This is a genomic window from Microbulbifer maximicatervae (SeqCode), from assembly GCF_052467505.1.
In genome coordinates this window covers 3,288,709-3,303,893 of sequence record NZ_CP174313.1, presented here as the reverse complement: position 1 = coordinate 3,303,893, position 15,185 = coordinate 3,288,709, and the positions used below count along the sequence as shown (strand labels likewise).

General features: G+C 48.0%; 14 protein-coding genes. 6 read left to right on the top strand and 8 right to left on the bottom strand.

The genetic code is table 11. The annotated features are described in order from the left end of the window. Nucleotides 1–921, top strand: coding sequence for a phosphoribulokinase (locus ACJJIN_RS14655; RefSeq protein WP_444895217.1), 921 nt, complete (start codon nt 1–3; stop codon nt 919–921). 70 nt (nt 922–991) lie between these two features. Here ACJJIN_RS14655 and ACJJIN_RS14650 read toward each other — a convergent pair whose 3' ends face one another. Together ACJJIN_RS14650 and ACJJIN_RS14645 are read right to left on the bottom strand one after the other, a co-directional pair. Continuing rightward, on the bottom strand, nt 992–1,909 hold the full coding sequence (locus tag ACJJIN_RS14650; protein ID WP_444895216.1) for a hypothetical protein: 918 nt from the start codon (nt 1,907–1,909) through the stop codon (nt 992–994). A gap of 1,183 nt (nt 1,910–3,092) precedes the next feature. Continuing rightward, nucleotides 3,093–3,497 carry a hypothetical protein gene (locus ACJJIN_RS14645; RefSeq protein ID WP_282934304.1) on the bottom strand — a complete coding sequence of 135 codons (405 nt, stop codon included), beginning with the start codon at nt 3,495–3,497 and terminating at the stop codon, nt 3,093–3,095. A gap of 272 nt (nt 3,498–3,769) precedes the next feature. On the opposite strand from ACJJIN_RS14645, the gene ACJJIN_RS14640 reads away from it, so the two are divergent. Then, a complete protein-coding gene (locus ACJJIN_RS14640; protein ID WP_413664359.1) occupies nt 3,770–4,222 on the top strand; it encodes a methylglyoxal synthase in 453 nt (150 codons plus the stop codon). Nucleotides 4,223–4,407: 185 nt separating this feature from the next. Beyond that, the gene (locus ACJJIN_RS14635; protein ID WP_413664360.1) at nt 4,408–4,833 is read left to right on the top strand and encodes an ExbD/TolR family protein; all 426 of its coding nucleotides are present in this window, start codon (nt 4,408–4,410) and stop codon (nt 4,831–4,833) included. Between the two features lie 127 nt (nt 4,834–4,960). On the opposite strand, the gene ACJJIN_RS14630 is transcribed toward ACJJIN_RS14635, so the two are convergent. Further along, nucleotides 4,961–5,743 carry a tryptophan 2,3-dioxygenase gene (locus tag ACJJIN_RS14630; RefSeq protein ID WP_413664361.1) on the bottom strand — a complete coding sequence of 261 codons (783 nt, stop codon included), beginning with the start codon at nt 5,741–5,743 and terminating at the stop codon, nt 4,961–4,963. A gap of 129 nt (nt 5,744–5,872) precedes the next feature. On the opposite strand from ACJJIN_RS14630, the gene ACJJIN_RS14625 reads away from it, so the two are divergent. From ACJJIN_RS14625 to ACJJIN_RS14615, 3 genes are all read left to right on the top strand, one after another. Continuing rightward, entirely contained in the window at nt 5,873–7,120 is a 1,248-nt protein-coding gene (locus tag ACJJIN_RS14625) for a Zn-dependent hydrolase (protein WP_444895215.1), read from the top strand. An 88-nt stretch (nt 7,121–7,208) separates the two neighbouring features. Then, nucleotides 7,209–8,129, top strand: a complete 921-nt coding sequence (locus tag ACJJIN_RS14620) for a dimethylarginine dimethylaminohydrolase family protein (protein ID WP_413664363.1) — start codon at nt 7,209–7,211, stop codon at nt 8,127–8,129. A 215-nt stretch (nt 8,130–8,344) separates the two neighbouring features. Further along, nucleotides 8,345–9,124: an enoyl-CoA hydratase gene (locus ACJJIN_RS14615; RefSeq protein WP_444895214.1), complete on the top strand. Its 780-nt coding sequence runs from the start codon at nt 8,345–8,347 to the stop codon at nt 9,122–9,124. 45 nt (nt 9,125–9,169) lie between these two features. On the opposite strand, the gene glpQ is transcribed toward ACJJIN_RS14615, so the two are convergent. The 5 genes from glpQ to ACJJIN_RS14590 all read right to left on the bottom strand — a co-directional run bounded on the left by glpQ (nt 9,170) and on the right by ACJJIN_RS14590 (nt 15,180). After that, nucleotides 9,170–10,258, bottom strand: a complete 1,089-nt coding sequence (gene glpQ / locus ACJJIN_RS14610; RefSeq protein ID WP_444895213.1) for a glycerophosphodiester phosphodiesterase — start codon at nt 10,256–10,258, stop codon at nt 9,170–9,172. A 154-nt stretch (nt 10,259–10,412) separates the two neighbouring features. After that, nucleotides 10,413–10,832 carry a hypothetical protein gene (locus ACJJIN_RS14605; protein WP_444895212.1) on the bottom strand — a complete coding sequence of 140 codons (420 nt, stop codon included), beginning with the start codon at nt 10,830–10,832 and terminating at the stop codon, nt 10,413–10,415. Nucleotides 10,833–11,291: 459 nt separating this feature from the next. Beyond that, nucleotides 11,292–12,923 carry a long-chain fatty acid--CoA ligase gene (locus tag ACJJIN_RS14600; RefSeq protein ID WP_444895211.1) on the bottom strand — a complete coding sequence of 544 codons (1,632 nt, stop codon included), beginning with the start codon at nt 12,921–12,923 and terminating at the stop codon, nt 11,292–11,294. 100 nt (nt 12,924–13,023) lie between these two features. After that, complete coding sequence (locus ACJJIN_RS14595; RefSeq protein ID WP_413664368.1) at nt 13,024–14,487, bottom strand: M48 family metalloprotease; 1,464 nt, start codon at nt 14,485–14,487, stop codon at nt 13,024–13,026. 30 nt (nt 14,488–14,517) lie between these two features. After that, entirely contained in the window at nt 14,518–15,180 is a 663-nt protein-coding gene (locus tag ACJJIN_RS14590) for a hypothetical protein (RefSeq protein ID WP_444892778.1), read from the bottom strand. Nucleotides 15,181–15,185 lie beyond the last annotated feature (5 nt).

Genomic DNA, 15,185 nt, shown 5'->3' with positions numbered 1-15,185 from the left:
ATGAATAAGGCTAAATGGCCGAATGAAGTTTTAGAGCGTAGTGGACAGCTTAAGGAGAGTTTATCGGGGCCTTTTAAGGAGTTGTTGCGTGAGCACCAATTACCATGCGATTTCCTCCAGGTACTCGAACAACTTTTTCTTCCCCTCGGAGTTTGGGTACTGACTCGCCATAAGCGCAGCAATCCATTATTAATTGGGGTTAGCGGGGGGCAGGGTACCGGCAAGTCGACCCTGGCGGACGTGTGGCAATGTATTTACCAGGCGATGGGCTATCGCTGCTGTGTTTTGTCTCTGGATGATATCTATTTAACGCTGGAACAGCGCCGCAAGCTGGCTACACAGGTACACCCTTTACTCGAAACTCGTGGTGTGCCGGGAACCCATGATATCGGCTTGGGAATTAGCATGCTCAAGGCCCTGTGTGCAGCCAATACTGATTCCGCTATAGCATTACCTAGGTTTGATAAAGGACGTGATGATCGGATCCCTGAGCACTTGTGGCCCGTATTCAAGGGGCAAGTTGATGTTGTTATCTTCGAAGGATGGTGCCTAGGGGCCAAGCCTTCAGAAGGGCATGAAGGACCGCTCAATGAACTGGAGTGCAGGGAAGATAGTACTGGCGAATGGCGAAATTATATTAATCAACAGTTGGAAGGTTCTTATCGAGATCTTTTTTCGCTTATCGATGTATGGGTGATGCTCAAAGCGCCGAGTATGGAATGTATCGTTGAGTGGCGTAAGTTACAGGAACATAAACTCAGGATTCGCTCCGGAATGGGGATGACAGATCAACAAATTGTTCAGTTTGTACAACACTACGAAAGAGTGACGCGGAGCTTACTAGAGGATATGCCGGGTTGGGCAGATTGTGTTATTGAGTTGGGGGAGGACCATCAGGTGAAGGGCTTGCGGATGCAGTAAGTTCTGTTTAAACCCTGGCGAGGCCAGGGTTTAAACTAACTGAATAAATCAGTTTTACTTAAGCGCTGGCTTACTTAGCCTTGGGCGGACGACCGCGACCGCGCTTTACAGGAGCAGCTTCAGTTGCTGCTGCGGCTGTGGCTTCTGCTTTTTTGGGGCGCCCTGGCTTTTTCTTAGCGGCTTCCGCTTTTGCTGGGCGACCGGGCTTCTTTTGTGCGGATTCTGCCTTAGGTGGGCGGCCACGACCGCGTTTTACAGGAGCAGCATCAGTTGCTGCGGCGGTTGCGGTCTCTGCTTTTTTGGGGCGGCCGGGCTTTTTCTTAGCGGCTTCAGTTTTTGCTGGGCGACCGGGCTTCTTTTTGGCTTCAGTGGCGTCTTTTTTGGGACGGCCAGGCTTTTTCTTAGCTTCTTCGGCCTTAGCGGGACGACCAGGCTTCTTCTTGGCTTCTTCAGTTTTAGCTGGGCGGCCGGGCTTTTTCTTAGCTGCGGTGGCTTTCTTCTTGTCAGCAGCAGCGGCTTTTTTAGCGGCAGCAGCAGTTTTCTTTGCTTCGGCAGCGGCTTTTTTCTTTTCAGCAGCAGCCAGTTTCTTAGCTACAGCAGCTTCTTCTTTAGCGACGATCTTAGCTACCTGAGAAGCCAGCTTGTTGGCGGCTTTGATTTCAGCCAGTGCATCTTTGGCTTCAGTTGCGGCAGTTTTGGCTTCAGTTGCAGCAGTTTTAGCTGCAGCGGCGGCTTCACGTGCTTTTTTCAGCTGTTGCTGTTGAGCAGCAGTCTTTTTCTTAGCTCTAACAGTCGCTACTTTATCTTGAGTAGTTTTTGCTTTAGCAGCAGCTTTCTTGGCACTGTTTGCCAATTTCTCGGCTTTGACAGTCAGGTCTTTTTCCTGCTTAAGGCGGGCAGTTTCCAGTTTAGCGGTAAGGGAGCGTAGCTCCGCTTCCATTTTTGCGACGTCGCTGGTAGCGACTTGAGCAGCTTTTTTAGTAGCCATTTAAATATCCCTGCAAAATGAATTGTTTTAGTAAGTGGGGGCATTCCTATCAATTATTCTCAGCCATCTTTAACGGAATTAGGCACCGTCCAAGATGCATGTTTTCGGCAGAAAACAATTGATAGTGAGTCCCCCCAAGCTAGCGGCGCTAATTGCAGCTTATTTGTATACCTAATTGCAAGTCCTTTAGATGGTTTTTTTCTATTTAATGTAAAAAAAATGGCTTTTTTTTACATATTTTTCAATTGGGGGCCGTTTGAACTGTGTTTTTGATCTTTTTGGGAACTTGAAAGCACTCATTACTGGTGATTCTTTAACTTCAATATTCCTTGTATCAGGTCAGTATCGGTGGCGTTAAATAGTTGAGTAATTTTGTAAGCTTTATGAACTTGTTGGTTTAGTTGTTTTGGCTTTTATAGTTGGATTTTGATGGTGGCAGATAGTTTCTGTTCATCAATTAACAGAGAGCCGGATTAACAAAACTTAACTGCGAGCTTTTGCCTGCGCCAATTAGCGGGCAACCTCCATAGCTGGTTGTGTAACCTTGCGTATTGAAGTGTGATATTCAAATTGCGGAAAGTTGCAAGTGTCAAGATGTCAGAGACAGTTTGAATCCTACTGCCGTACCCTGGCATTTAGTAAGGAATTAAAAACTGGGAGCGAACTTACACTCATGTACGGGATCTACTGCCCAGTATATAAGTTCCAACCGGTTGGGGTATTTGGGGTCTTGGCTGCCGGGATTTGACATTATTGCTGCGAGGTTTACTTTTACATAGCGGAAAGCAAACCAGTGATAAATCTAGTTATAACCATGTATTTAATGGGACGGAACTGTATTAGTTTGTGCTCTTCAGTTGAGGTCTTTTTAATTACCGAGAAAGCGAGCGCTTGGTCTCCAGTCATTTGTTTTGCTATCACGTGACATCCCTGCTAGCCATAAAAGGAGTAGAGGGCAGTTGTTCAGAGGCAAGTAATACCAGAAGCTATTTGAATGCAGTCCTGATTATCCGTGCGTTGATCAACAATCTTAATGATATTTTTATGGGCAATGCTTCTGCTTTGGAGTGGCTGCTCTTACCGAAGGCAACCTTATGAGTTTTGCAATGGGAGAGGGGGACAGGACTGACCCAGTAACAGAATATCTCTGTCACTGGGGTGATATGGAGTCAATCGCGTAGCTTTATAGTGGCCCGTAGGGCAAATAACGATTGTTGGAATTCTGGCGAATCCATAACAGTTGTTCTTTTGTTAATGGCGTCGAGCGTTGCTTGAGTACTTTGGCGAGGGGAATTACTGCAGACTCAGCGCCGGCGTCCCAGCCTGGCAGATTCATTTCTGCCAAGGTAAAGAAGCGGATCAGTTGCCATAGCTGGGCACTGTTCCAATGTTCGCTCTCTTCGATCCAGTGTTGGAAGGGAAGGCGAATAAGTGTAGAGGGTACTTTTTCAAACGCTCCTACTGATTCTGTAAAAGGTTTATCTGACTCTGCAATTTCGATAAGTCTGAGCAACTGCTCCCGGTTGAATTCTTCACTGGTTTCATTTTGTGGGCCACTTACCTGTGGCTCCCAGGCTCCTACGCTCATACTTACTCCTTATAAAGGTCCGGTTTCTTGCTGTTGCATTATAGCGAGGGGGGCTGTGTTCAGGGGGATCTTACTCTAGATAACAATGAATAAAGAGGTCTTTGAATTAATCCACATTACTTCTTCGAATCTAATGAATCGTTTTGTAGTAATTTTGGAAGTCTCTATAAAGGAGTTGGGTTGCGATAACAGGGACTAAACCTACGGGAAAATCAAATCTGTCGGTGCTTATTTGAGATACTATAGAAGAGACTCTTGATATTGAGGTTCAAATGGAATTTATTGCTAAAGCACTGCCGGCGACAAAGCGAGTGGCTCTGGTAGCCCATGACAACCGTAAAGATGCCATGATTCAGTGGTGTCTCAGACATCACAATCTGCTCAAACGACACCAGTTATTGGCTACGGGGACTACTGGTGGAAAAATTGAAGATGCGACGGGTTTAAGTGTCGAAAAGCTCTTAAGTGGCCCTCTGGGAGGTGATCAACAGCTCGGAGCGAGGATTAGCGAGGGGCAGGTGGACTTACTGATATTCTTCTGGGACCCCTTTGAGCCCATGCCCCATGACCCAGACGTCAAGGCACTACTGCGTATTGCTGCAGCGTGGAATATCCCAGTGGCTTGCAACCAGAGCAGTGCAGATATGGTGGTACAGTCACCATTGATGGACCAATCCTTCGAGCATGAGGTGCCTGACTATCACAGCTATCTAGCAGGACGTTAGTCGGAATTTTTGCTTAAAATTTGATCTTTTCTGTCGGCTCGATTCTGTAACTTATTGATTTTTAAAGTTTATTTATCTCTGTTATCGCTCGCACTTGCAATGCTTGCGAAATCGCGGCAATCTTGCCCACCAGATTAGACCGGTCAATCCGGCACCCCTGATATTTGAAAATTGCACGGTGTTTTATGAGTAGACGACGCGGAAAGGCCGTAGAAGAAGAAAAGGCAGATATCGACCTGACGCCCATGTTGGACGTTGTGTTTATCATGTTGATCTTCTTTATCGTGACTGCTTCATTTGTTAAAGAGAAGGCGCTGGATGTGAATGTGCCTGATCCGAATGAGACCAGCAATGCTGAGCCAGATCCTACCAAGCAGAATATTCTGTTGATGGTTAGCGCAAATGATGAAATCACCATGGCGGATGGCAGCCGTATTGACAGCCGTGCTGTACGGGCCCGTATCGCCCAGATGTATGCGGAGAACCCGCAGGCAATGGTGATTGTGCGTGCACACAACAAGTCTAGTGCGGATACTTACGTACAGATTGCGGATGCCGCGAAGGAAGTGAGCCTGGGTATTCAGGTCTCCCTGGTACCTTACGAGGACTAAGTTCCCGGTGAGTTACCCGCGCTTAAAAAGCCAGCATATTGCTGGCTTTTTTCATTTGTGAATTATGGTTTTGAACTGGTCACAAATTGGGGTGGTACTTAAGTACCCCCTCAAATGAAATCCGATATCAGAATTCTGAACGAATTGCCCAGAGGTCGGGGAAAACCGGTCTAAACAGGGTTCCCTGTAAATAACCTACTCCGCTCGATCCACCAGTCCCCATTTTCCTGCCAATTGTTCGCTCGACCATTTTTACATGTCTGTAACGCCACTGTTGTAACGAAGTATCGATGTCCACCAAAGCCTCACAGATTTCACTTACCAGTGGATCATTGCGATAGATATCGATCAGTATTTTCTGGACGGCTGAAGAAGGTTCCGCAACTTGGCTAAAATCCCTTTCAAGCTCATTAGCGGGTACCTTATGCCCTTCGTGAACCAAAAAGTTTAGGAAAGCATCCCAAAGGGTCGGCGCCTCAAGGCGCTTCATCAAGCGCTGGTAGTGCTCTGAGCCAGGGGTATAGTTTTCCAGTTTTTTCGGGTCCTTGGCTCCGTAAAGAAATTCCAACTCGCGAAACTGGTACGACTGAAAACCACTAGCCGTGGATAGTCGATCGCGGAAAGACATAAACTCCAGTGGGGTTAGGGTTTCCAGGATATCGACCTGTTGAATCAAAGTACGATAAATCGTGTCGACACGTTTAAGTGTATGCAATGCGCGATTGCGTTCACCTGCGTTGAATAGTCGCACCAGGAAATCCAGTTCATGCAACATTTGCTTGAACCAGAGCTCGTAGCTTTGATGAATAGTAATGAAAAGTAGTTCGTCGTGCTCGGGACCATCGGAAAGGGGTTTTTGGCACTGCAAAAGCTCGTCTACTTTTAGGTAAGAGCTATAAGTTATTGTCATAGTCAGCTGCTTCCTGAGTGTGTTTTGACCAGTTACAAAATAATGCTCTCTTTAGCCGGTGTGGATCAAAACAAAAATTACGGCAAAGTGATTTATATTGGACCCATTATAAAGCCCGGAGCTCTTTGAATGGAAAACCCAGCGCAAAACCTACGTGTCAATGGCTCTCGCCTTTGGGATAGCCTGATGGAAATTGCTGAGATAGGCGCGACCCCAGCGGGCGGGTGCAATCGACAAGCCCTGACAGATGAAGACCGTGAAGGGCGCGACCTTTTCGTGCGCTGGTGCCGAGATATAGGCTGTGAGGTCAGAGTGGACCAGATGGGCAACATTTTTGCCCGACGACCGGGAGCAGATAACAGCTTGCCTGCGGTAGTGACTGGTTCTCATTTGGATACCCAGCCCACGGGTGGCAAATTTGACGGTGTATATGGCGTACTTGCCGGCCTGGAAGTTCTGCGCACTCTAGAGGATCAAGGTATCAGGACCAAGGCCCCATTAGAGGTGGTTGTATGGACTAATGAAGAGGGTGCGCGCTTCTCTCCTGCAATGGTGGGCTCCGGGGTTTGGGCTGGCGAATTTAGCTTGGAGTATGGGCACAGCCGCGCGGATAAATCGGGCATCACCATCGGTGAAGAGTTGGAGCGGATCGGCTATCTCGGTACTGAGCCAGCTCAGCCGAGGGCTATTAAAGCTTCATTTGAAGCGCATATCGAGCAGGGCCCGATCCTCGAAAAACAGGATCAGGTAATTGGTGTTGTCACTGGTGTACAGGGTATTCGCTGGTATGACGTAACTTTTTACGGAACGCCTTGCCATGCGGGTCCAACTCCGATGGAGGACCGCCGTGATCCGGTCCAGGCAATGTCCATTCTGTGCGAGCGCATGTATCGTGAAGTCCGGGAGTATTCAGAAGATGCGCGTATGACCTGTGGGGATTTAAGGGCGGCGCCGGGCAGCCGAAATACAGTTCCTGAAGAGGTTGTGCTGGCACTGGACCTCCGTCACCCGTTACCTGAAGGGTTAAACCATCTGCATAAAGCCTTGTATAAGGCGGCTGAAAGAGTACAGGAAGAGACAGGTACCAGAGTCGATATTCGTGAAGAGTGGTACTCACCTCCCGTCGCCTTTGATAAGCATTGCATTGATTCGGTTAGCAGTGCTGTGCAGACCTTGGGATATAGCAATCGCAAGATGGTTTCAGGTGCTGGGCACGATTCCGTATATGTTTCCCGAGTCGCCCCTGTCTCTATGATCTTTGTGCCCTGTGAAGGAGGGCTGTCGCACAATGAAGCAGAATCGGCGGAGCCGGATCATCTTGAGGCGGGTTGTAATGTGTTGCTTCACGCAATGCTAAACAGTGCGGAGCAGGCTTAAGTAGCAGTAAAACAAGTGCTTCTGTCAACTCTCGGCGTTGCACTGTCTTTGTTTTGGCATAGTTGATAACAAGTTGGAATTTAGGCGAATGAGTAATTTTACTTTGAAGCACCGTCAGGATAACGGCGGTACGGCACCCCTGAGTGAGTGGGGGATGGATTCAGAATACGGTGTACTGAGAGATGTTCTAATTGGGCCTGTGGATAACTTCAGCTGGCGCACTGGTAATGCGAGTGCGCGACGTGCCGAGCGCCTCGGTATGAAGTTTGATCACAAGGTGGCGATGACACAGCATGGAGAGATGCTCGATGCTTACCGCCACGCAGGAGTGAATACGCACCTTATTCCAGCGGATAACACATTGCCCTACCAAATTTACGGTCGCGATTCCTCGGTAATGACCCCTTGGGGGCCTATCGTGACTCAGATGTTCAGCCCTTGGCGCCGTGGTGAGTGGGCGCCCATAGTGAAGAAATATGCAGAGCTGAATATCCCTATTTACGACATTATCACCGCAGGCTCTCTGGAGGGCGGTGATTTTATGGTGTTAGAGCCCGGCGTCATTCTGTGTGGCTACTCCGGCGAACGCACCAGCCCGCAGGGATTTGAGCAGATGAAAAGTTGGGTGGAAAAAGAGGGCTGGGAAGTTAAAGGCTACCAGTTCGATCCGTTCTTCCTGCATATTGATGTGATGGTAGCCATGCTTGCGGAAAAGCTGGCAGCAATTTGTGTTGATGCTGTTGAGCCGGAGCTGGTGCAGTGGTTTAAAAGCCGAAATATAGAGATTATCGATATTCCCTTCCCGCAAGTATTGGAACTTGGAGTGAATGTCGTTGCCCTGGGGAACGATCGAGTGATGCTACCTAAGGCCAATACCGGACTGGCGGAGAAGTGTCGCGCACATGGCCTGGAAGTTATCGACCCGGATATTTCAATGATTACTCCGGGGGGCGGTGGCGTTCATTGCATGTGCCAACCTCTGCGCCGGGATTCAGCCAATAAAGTTTGATTACTGTTGATGGTTATCTAGAGGGCCCGGTCACTGGTGACCGGGTTAATCCCGTCAACGAAAGTGGTTGATTAGGAACTCGAACCTCTGGGAGTAGCGGTTAATATGAATCTCCTAAATAGATGGCCTACAGCGGATTAAAAGTGGCTTCCGTTGGGGTTCCATAATTAGGCTACTGAGAGTAGCCCAATCTACTTCTTACCCCGGAGAACAATATGCAAAGCGAATGCGCTGAAATTCAGGCTCAGCTTAAGGACCGCATCCTCGAGATTACGATTAATCGACCCGGGCGCAAAAATGCCCTGACTATGGCCATGTATACCGCGATGGCAGGGTTATTGAATAGCGCAGCTACAAACCCGGATGTTCGCGTCGCGATTATTACCGGTGCTGAGGGTATATTCACCAGTGGTAACGACCTGACAGATTTCCTGGGCGGCTCTGCCGAAGGGGAGGAGTCTCCGGTTTTCCAGTTTATGAGTGCTCTCTACCACTTCCCCAAGCCGGTAGTTGCAGCCGTTAATGGCCCCGCAGTAGGTATTGGTACGACCATGCTGTTGCATTGCGACCTGTCTTTTGCTGGAGACGACGCCATGTTCCAGATGCCGTTTGTGGACCTGGGGCTGTGTCCAGAGTATGGCTCCAGCTACTTATTGCCCAGGATCGCCGGCCATGCCAAAGCTTCTGAACTATTACTGTTGAGCAAGCGTTTTAGTGCTCAGGAAGCCGTTGAGATTGGTATCTGTAATGCCGCAGTGGCGCCAGAACACGCCATAGTTCGAGCACGTGAAGCCGCAGCTGAGTTAGCGAGGAAAGCTCCGGCCGCCCTGCGTTTAACTAAGCAGCTTTTGCGCAGAGCAACTCAAGAGAAAGGGTTAGAGTTTATTCAAGACGAAGGCCGTTACTTTAAGGAACGCCTCGCCTCTGATGAGTTTAAAGAGGCTGCTATGGCCTTCATGGAGAAGAGACCAGCGGACTTCTCCAAGTTTGATTAAGTAAAAAAAGGCCGCACTATGCGGCCTTTTTTCTGATTTCATTTTTTAACGATCCCTATGTCCCCGGGAAAGATAGTTAACGGCTCTGTCGGGGTGGTCGGTAAAGAGACCGTCAATGCGCAGCTGATATACAGCGAAATGCAGGAAGTCCTCGAAGCTTTCAAATTCTTCGGGAATCTTGCCTGTATCGGCGCGGAAAGTGTAGGGGTGAACCTCTAGTTGTCTGCGGTGTGCCCGGCGGACAACACTGTTAGCTCTTGGTTGGCCATTTGTCACTTCCATTAACATAGGATACCAGGGGCCAATCCCATCTGCGTAGGTGGCGATTTTGCGCAAGCCCCCCTGTTGCAGCATCCAGTCATAATTGTACTTTTCAATTTCTCCATTCACTTCGACCAATTTTTCCCCCCAGTCGGTGGCGGCGATCAATTGAACTAATGATAGATCCATCCCCATGGAGGGCATCAGCTCAAATTTAACTCGCTGAAGCTCTTCTGCATCAAAGCACTGGAAGAAAACTTTGTGATCGCGATCGGTATAGCCGTATTTCTTGAGTGATTGCAAAGCTATAGAGGCAATATCTTTTCCTTCCCAGTGATGGAAGTAGGGTTTTTTAATCTCCGGGTAAATGCCAATATCGTAGCCCAGAGATCGGTTAAGCCCCTGAATTAATTCCAGTTCTTCCTCAAAGGTGGATAGCTTAAAGCTAGATTTCCATATTGGAAATCTCTCGGGGTATTTTGCTTGAAGTCCATCCTCACTATCTATGAAGGGCTCTGATACCTGAAGCTGTTTAAGTTCGGTTAGGGTAAAATCGATAGTGTAAAAGTGACCATCATCGCGAGCGCGCTGGGGAAAAACGTTGGCGACATTAGTTACACTATCTAGATAAATATCGTGCATTACGATCAAGTGATCATCTTTGCTGAGTACCAAATCTTGCTCGATATAGTCTGGACGCATACCGTAAGCCAGCGCTTTGGATTCGAGGGTGTGTTCAGGTAGGTAGGCTGAGGCACCTCTATGAGCTACCACAATAGTTTGTTTATTTCTCTGATCAAAGTTATCCGCGCAGGTTAGTGTTGCGGCTATAGAAAAGCCAATCAACACTACTGATAGAATGTTTTTTAACATCTGATAAAGGCCCGTGATGAATTGTGGGGCACTTTCTAGCAGAGAAATGTGACAGGGATATAACTGAATACGAGAGCCCCGCCGGGACGAGGCTTTCGCAGAGCTATTCAGCGCGGCTTCGTCTATCTGATAGGCATTATGAACCCTGGAGACTCTAATTTCTTCTCTCTTGAAGGTTGGCTTTGAAGGCTGCTCGATTTTCTTCTTGAAGATTTTTGAACTCTGCTAATTGTTGATCCGTCAGTACGGTGGACATTTCACTGAGCGTAGATTTTCTGATAGCGGCCATTTCTTTGCCTAACTGGCGCTTCTCACGAAAGCTCATCTTTTGGATAGCGCCAGAGGGACTTTCTATGTTAACGCCGTATTTTGCAAGCACTTGGCGGCGTTGTTCATTGGCTGATTCCAGGATTGGCTTTACTTTTTCTACCTGCTCATCAGAGAGGTTAAGCTTGGCTTTAGTTGCCTCTAAGCGCTCCGCAAGTTGTGCGGCATGGTCATTATCTGCCCAAGCTAGGGTATTTGCAGAAATGGTAATTATTGCAGCGATTACCAAACTGAATAATTTCTTCATTGTGACTTCCTCGTTAATGAGTAAATGCCGTTGCTGTGAGGAGTATGATAATGGCTAGATTGTAAGCCAGTGCCATCCAACGCAAGGAAGTGTAAATTCCCTATTCCCTCTCACATGGACTGAGATATTCCAGGATATCCACAGTCAGATACTTCTACTCAAGATAATTCTAGACAATTCTGGTTGGCTAGTGCGCCTAGGTAAGTCAATAGAAGATAAACCGATATCCAGTCAGCCCGGAAACCATGAATCGATAAGGGTTAATAGTCAGCAAGCAAAGATTGTCGCCTACAGAGGAACCGCTGGTTTAGGTATTAACAGGAAGTTAAGCATTCTAAAACGGCGCTATTTCAGCGCCGTCAAAATTTAATCAAGACTTGAGGCAGGTAAAATTGCGTTATTACAGTGCAACGCTTTGCTATGCCGCGATGATGCCTGCCAAAAGCGTCTTAATCCCCTTCACACAGTGGCTTCGTGAGACCATAGATAGTCGGCATAGATTTCCCGAAGGTCTTTTTTGCTGACTTTGCCTGTAGCCGTATGGGGGATTTCCTTGGCAATGACACAGTCATCGGGAATCCACCAGTTGGCAAAATGCCCTTTAAAGGATGTCAGAATCTCCTCAGTTTTTAGTGTTTTGCCTTCAGCGGGAACAATGATCAGGAGAGGCCGCTCAGCCCACTTTTCATGGGCAACCCCAATAACAGCGGCTTCGGCTACTCCCGCCTGTGTCATAGCAAAATTCTCCAGCTCAATAGAGGAAATCCACTCGCCGCCGGACTTGATAACATCCTTAGTGCGATCAGTGATTGTCAGGTAGCCGTCAGCATCGATCGTGGCAACGTCACCAGTATCAAACCAGCCGTCTTCGGTAAGTGCTGACTCTTTGGATTGGTAGTAGCGCTCACAGACCCAGGGACCACGCACTTGAAGGGCTCCAAAAGCCAGCCCGTCTTGTGCCAAGGTATTTCCCTCGGGGTCTACAATACGCATCTCGACCCCAAAGCCCGCTCGGCCCTGCTTGAGCCTGAGGGCCTGTGCTTCGTCTTTAGAGAGGTTCTCAGGTATGCGGGCATTGTAGGTTCCCAGTGGGCTCATTTCAGTCATGCCCCAGGCGTGATGGGTGTATACCCCATGCTTTTGCTCGAATTCCTCCATAATACTCCAGGGGCAAGCCGATCCACCCACGACTACTCGATTCAAGCTGGGTAGGGTCTCTTCACTTTCCCGCAGGTACTTGAGCAGGGCGAGCCAAACGGTTGGAACGCCGGCAGCGATAGTAACGGCTTCCTTTTGAATTAATTGACTGAGCGTTTCTCCACACCCCATTTGGGGGCCAGGTAACACGAGTTTTGCTCCAACAGCCGGTGCCGCATAGGGTATTGACCAGGCGTTGACGTGAAACATGGGAACAACAGGCAATATGGCTTCGTCCCTTCTAATCGCAAAGACATCTGGCATCAATACGCCGTAGGTATGCAGCATCAGAGAGCGATGGGAATAAAGTACCCCTTTGGGATTGCCTGTTGTGCCTGATGTATAACAGAGTGCTGCTGCACTCTCTTCCTCTAATTCAGGCCATTGAAACTCAGTGGGCTCTGCTGCAATCAATGTTTCATAGCAGTAAACATTGCTCAGGCTTGTGGCGGGCATATGTGCTTTATCAGTTAGCACAATGATGCCTTCAATCGAATCTAGATATTCTGCCAGAGATTCGATTAGGGGCATAAATAGTGGATCAATAAACAGCCATCGATCTGTGGCATGCTCAATAATGTAAGATATTTGCTCAGGGAAAAGCCGGGGGTTAATGGTATGGCAAACGAGCCCGCTGCAAGAAGTTGCGTAGTAGAGTTCAAAATGCCGGTGATCGTTCCAGGCAAGAGTACCAATTCGATCTCCATCATTGGCTCCAAGCTTTTGTAGTGCATTTGCCAATTGCGAGACTCGCTCAAAAGCTTGTTGATAGCTATAACGAAAATCGGGGTTATCCAAAGTAACTGAAACAATCTCACTATCCGGTGAGTTGCTTAGAGCATGCTTCATAATACCGGTGAGGATGAGCTGGGATTGCATCATCATGCCATTCATCACTTACTCCTTATTATTATCTTTTATTTTCAGATAGACACTAACCCTCCAAAATTTTGGGGGGTGATAGAAAAAGGATTAGGGGCTGCTTCTTATAAAATTATTGAACGATCTTTATCCATTCTCCGGGCTTGGGTTCTCCTCGGGGATAATAACCATTTAAGAGGCGTAATTGCTCCTCTGCATATTCGCCGATTTCCATATGTTTTGCCAGGGAGGCAAAAGTAGTTTTTTCATTGGCCTGGACGTAGCGCAAGCGTTTGATGTCCTTCTCTTCTACAATGTCAGTTTGTCGTAGCGGCCTGAAGCTTCTAATGCTGGTCAGGAATAAATTGTCATATTTATCAATAGCTTCTGGATCTGAGTCTTCATCATTTGTGACTTTCCCCTGCAGTACAAATTGTCTGCTACCATAAAAAATTACCGCAATTCTGTCTGGATCTGCATCCTCTTTTTCAAGCGGTGGAATTTTTCCGGTATGGCCTTCAAGTCGATATTGATTGAGTTTCTCCCCTTTCTCCAGTTGTCGTAGATCGAACTCTGAGCGCAGAGCCATGTCAGCGGGCTGGTTGCCATCGCGTTGGGTAACTGTAATGGTAATTTGTGCACTTTTATCAGGTGCAGAGCCGACAATGGCTGAACGTTGATTTTCTACCAACCAGCCATCGGGAAATAGAAGGGAGAAACCCAGCCGCTTGTGATTGTAGCGATTTTTAGTGGACTGCTGTGTGTTCTGTCCGTACACAAGGCCATCTGTTTTTTCCCGATAGTATTCTACTTTGGTTTCTTTGTTATCTTCGGGAAGCTGGCCTGCAGCGTTTACAACTTCCTGTAGGCGAAGGTCATTTCTAGGGTGAGATGCAAAAACCCCGTGGTAAGTTTGCGGTTTCTTGCCCTCAATACGGGCACGGCGTCGGGCAAATGTCTCCTGATCCTTTAATAGCCCAATAACATTGATCATGGCCTGGGGGTCATAACCAGCGTTGAACATATATTGGGCTCCGAAGCGATCCGCTTCCAGTTCCATCTCGCGGCCGTAACCCTTCACTGCAGCGGTGCTATATAAATTTGCAACATCTCCGACTACACCACTACCGGTAACCAAAACTGACAATACTGATACAACGCTGGCTCCGGTCGCAGCTGTTTTTTGCCTTACCGCATGGCGGGCGGTGATATGGCCAATCTCGTGAGCTAGTACAGCCGCCATTTCAGCTTCAGAGTGCAGGTAAGTTAGAAGGCCTCGGTTGATGTAGATATACCCACCGGGAAGGGCAAATGCGTTGATATCCTGGCTGTCGATGATCGTAAATTGGTACTTGATATCCGGTCTGTCGCTGGCGGCGGCTACTTTTTGCCCGACATGATTAACATAAGCGGTTAGGACTGGGTCTTTATAGATCGGAGTGCTCTCTATTAGCTTCTCATGCATCTCTTTACCAATGGAGATCTCCTTGTCCTCTGACATTAGAACAAGGTCAGGCTTATTGGTGGCAGGGTTAAATGCACAGCCTGCACTGAGTATTAGGATAGCGCTGGCAAAAACACGCTCGATAAATTTCATTACCCCTGGCCTCCCGTAGCGTCTTAATTTTTATGAACTGGGTGTTACTGCTGGCATCAAGAATTGTTGGAGCTGCAGCGCCATTCCTTTACAGGCATTATTCTGGACCCTGGCGATTAGTGGTATTGGAACCACGATCGCGGGCATATAGGAGGTTCCTTTGGCATCTGCACTAAGTTTCCCAGATAATTCGCGGTCCCTGAAATCCCATACTGCCGCTTCGTAGTCAGATTCCTTATCCCAGGTCCCAAAGCCAAAGCACCCTGCACCGCCGGTACTGATGGTACAGCTGATAGAGCCGGCACTGGCTGTGGTCTCTGTTGAACCATCAATCCAGACGATGTACTTCACTCCATAGGTTTCCATTCGCTCACGCACACTTTCATTTTCCATCAGGCGATCTAGGGAGCGAACATGCATAGGTGCTGTCCTGGGTTCAAACCAGGGGTACATAAGATCGACAAAGTCTTGCTCTGGAATAATGTTTACACCTAACTCAGGGTTGTGTAGTTCTCTACCAACACAGGCAATTAAATCAGGCTCTGTTTCATATTCACTGGAATGACGGCGGCCCAAGATGACGACGGAATCTCCTTCGGCAAGCTCACCATCGGAGCGTCGATACTCATCAATTACGACAGTGGTACAACCGCTAATAAAGACTATCGCTGCAACTAGAAGTGGCTTGAACACGATTT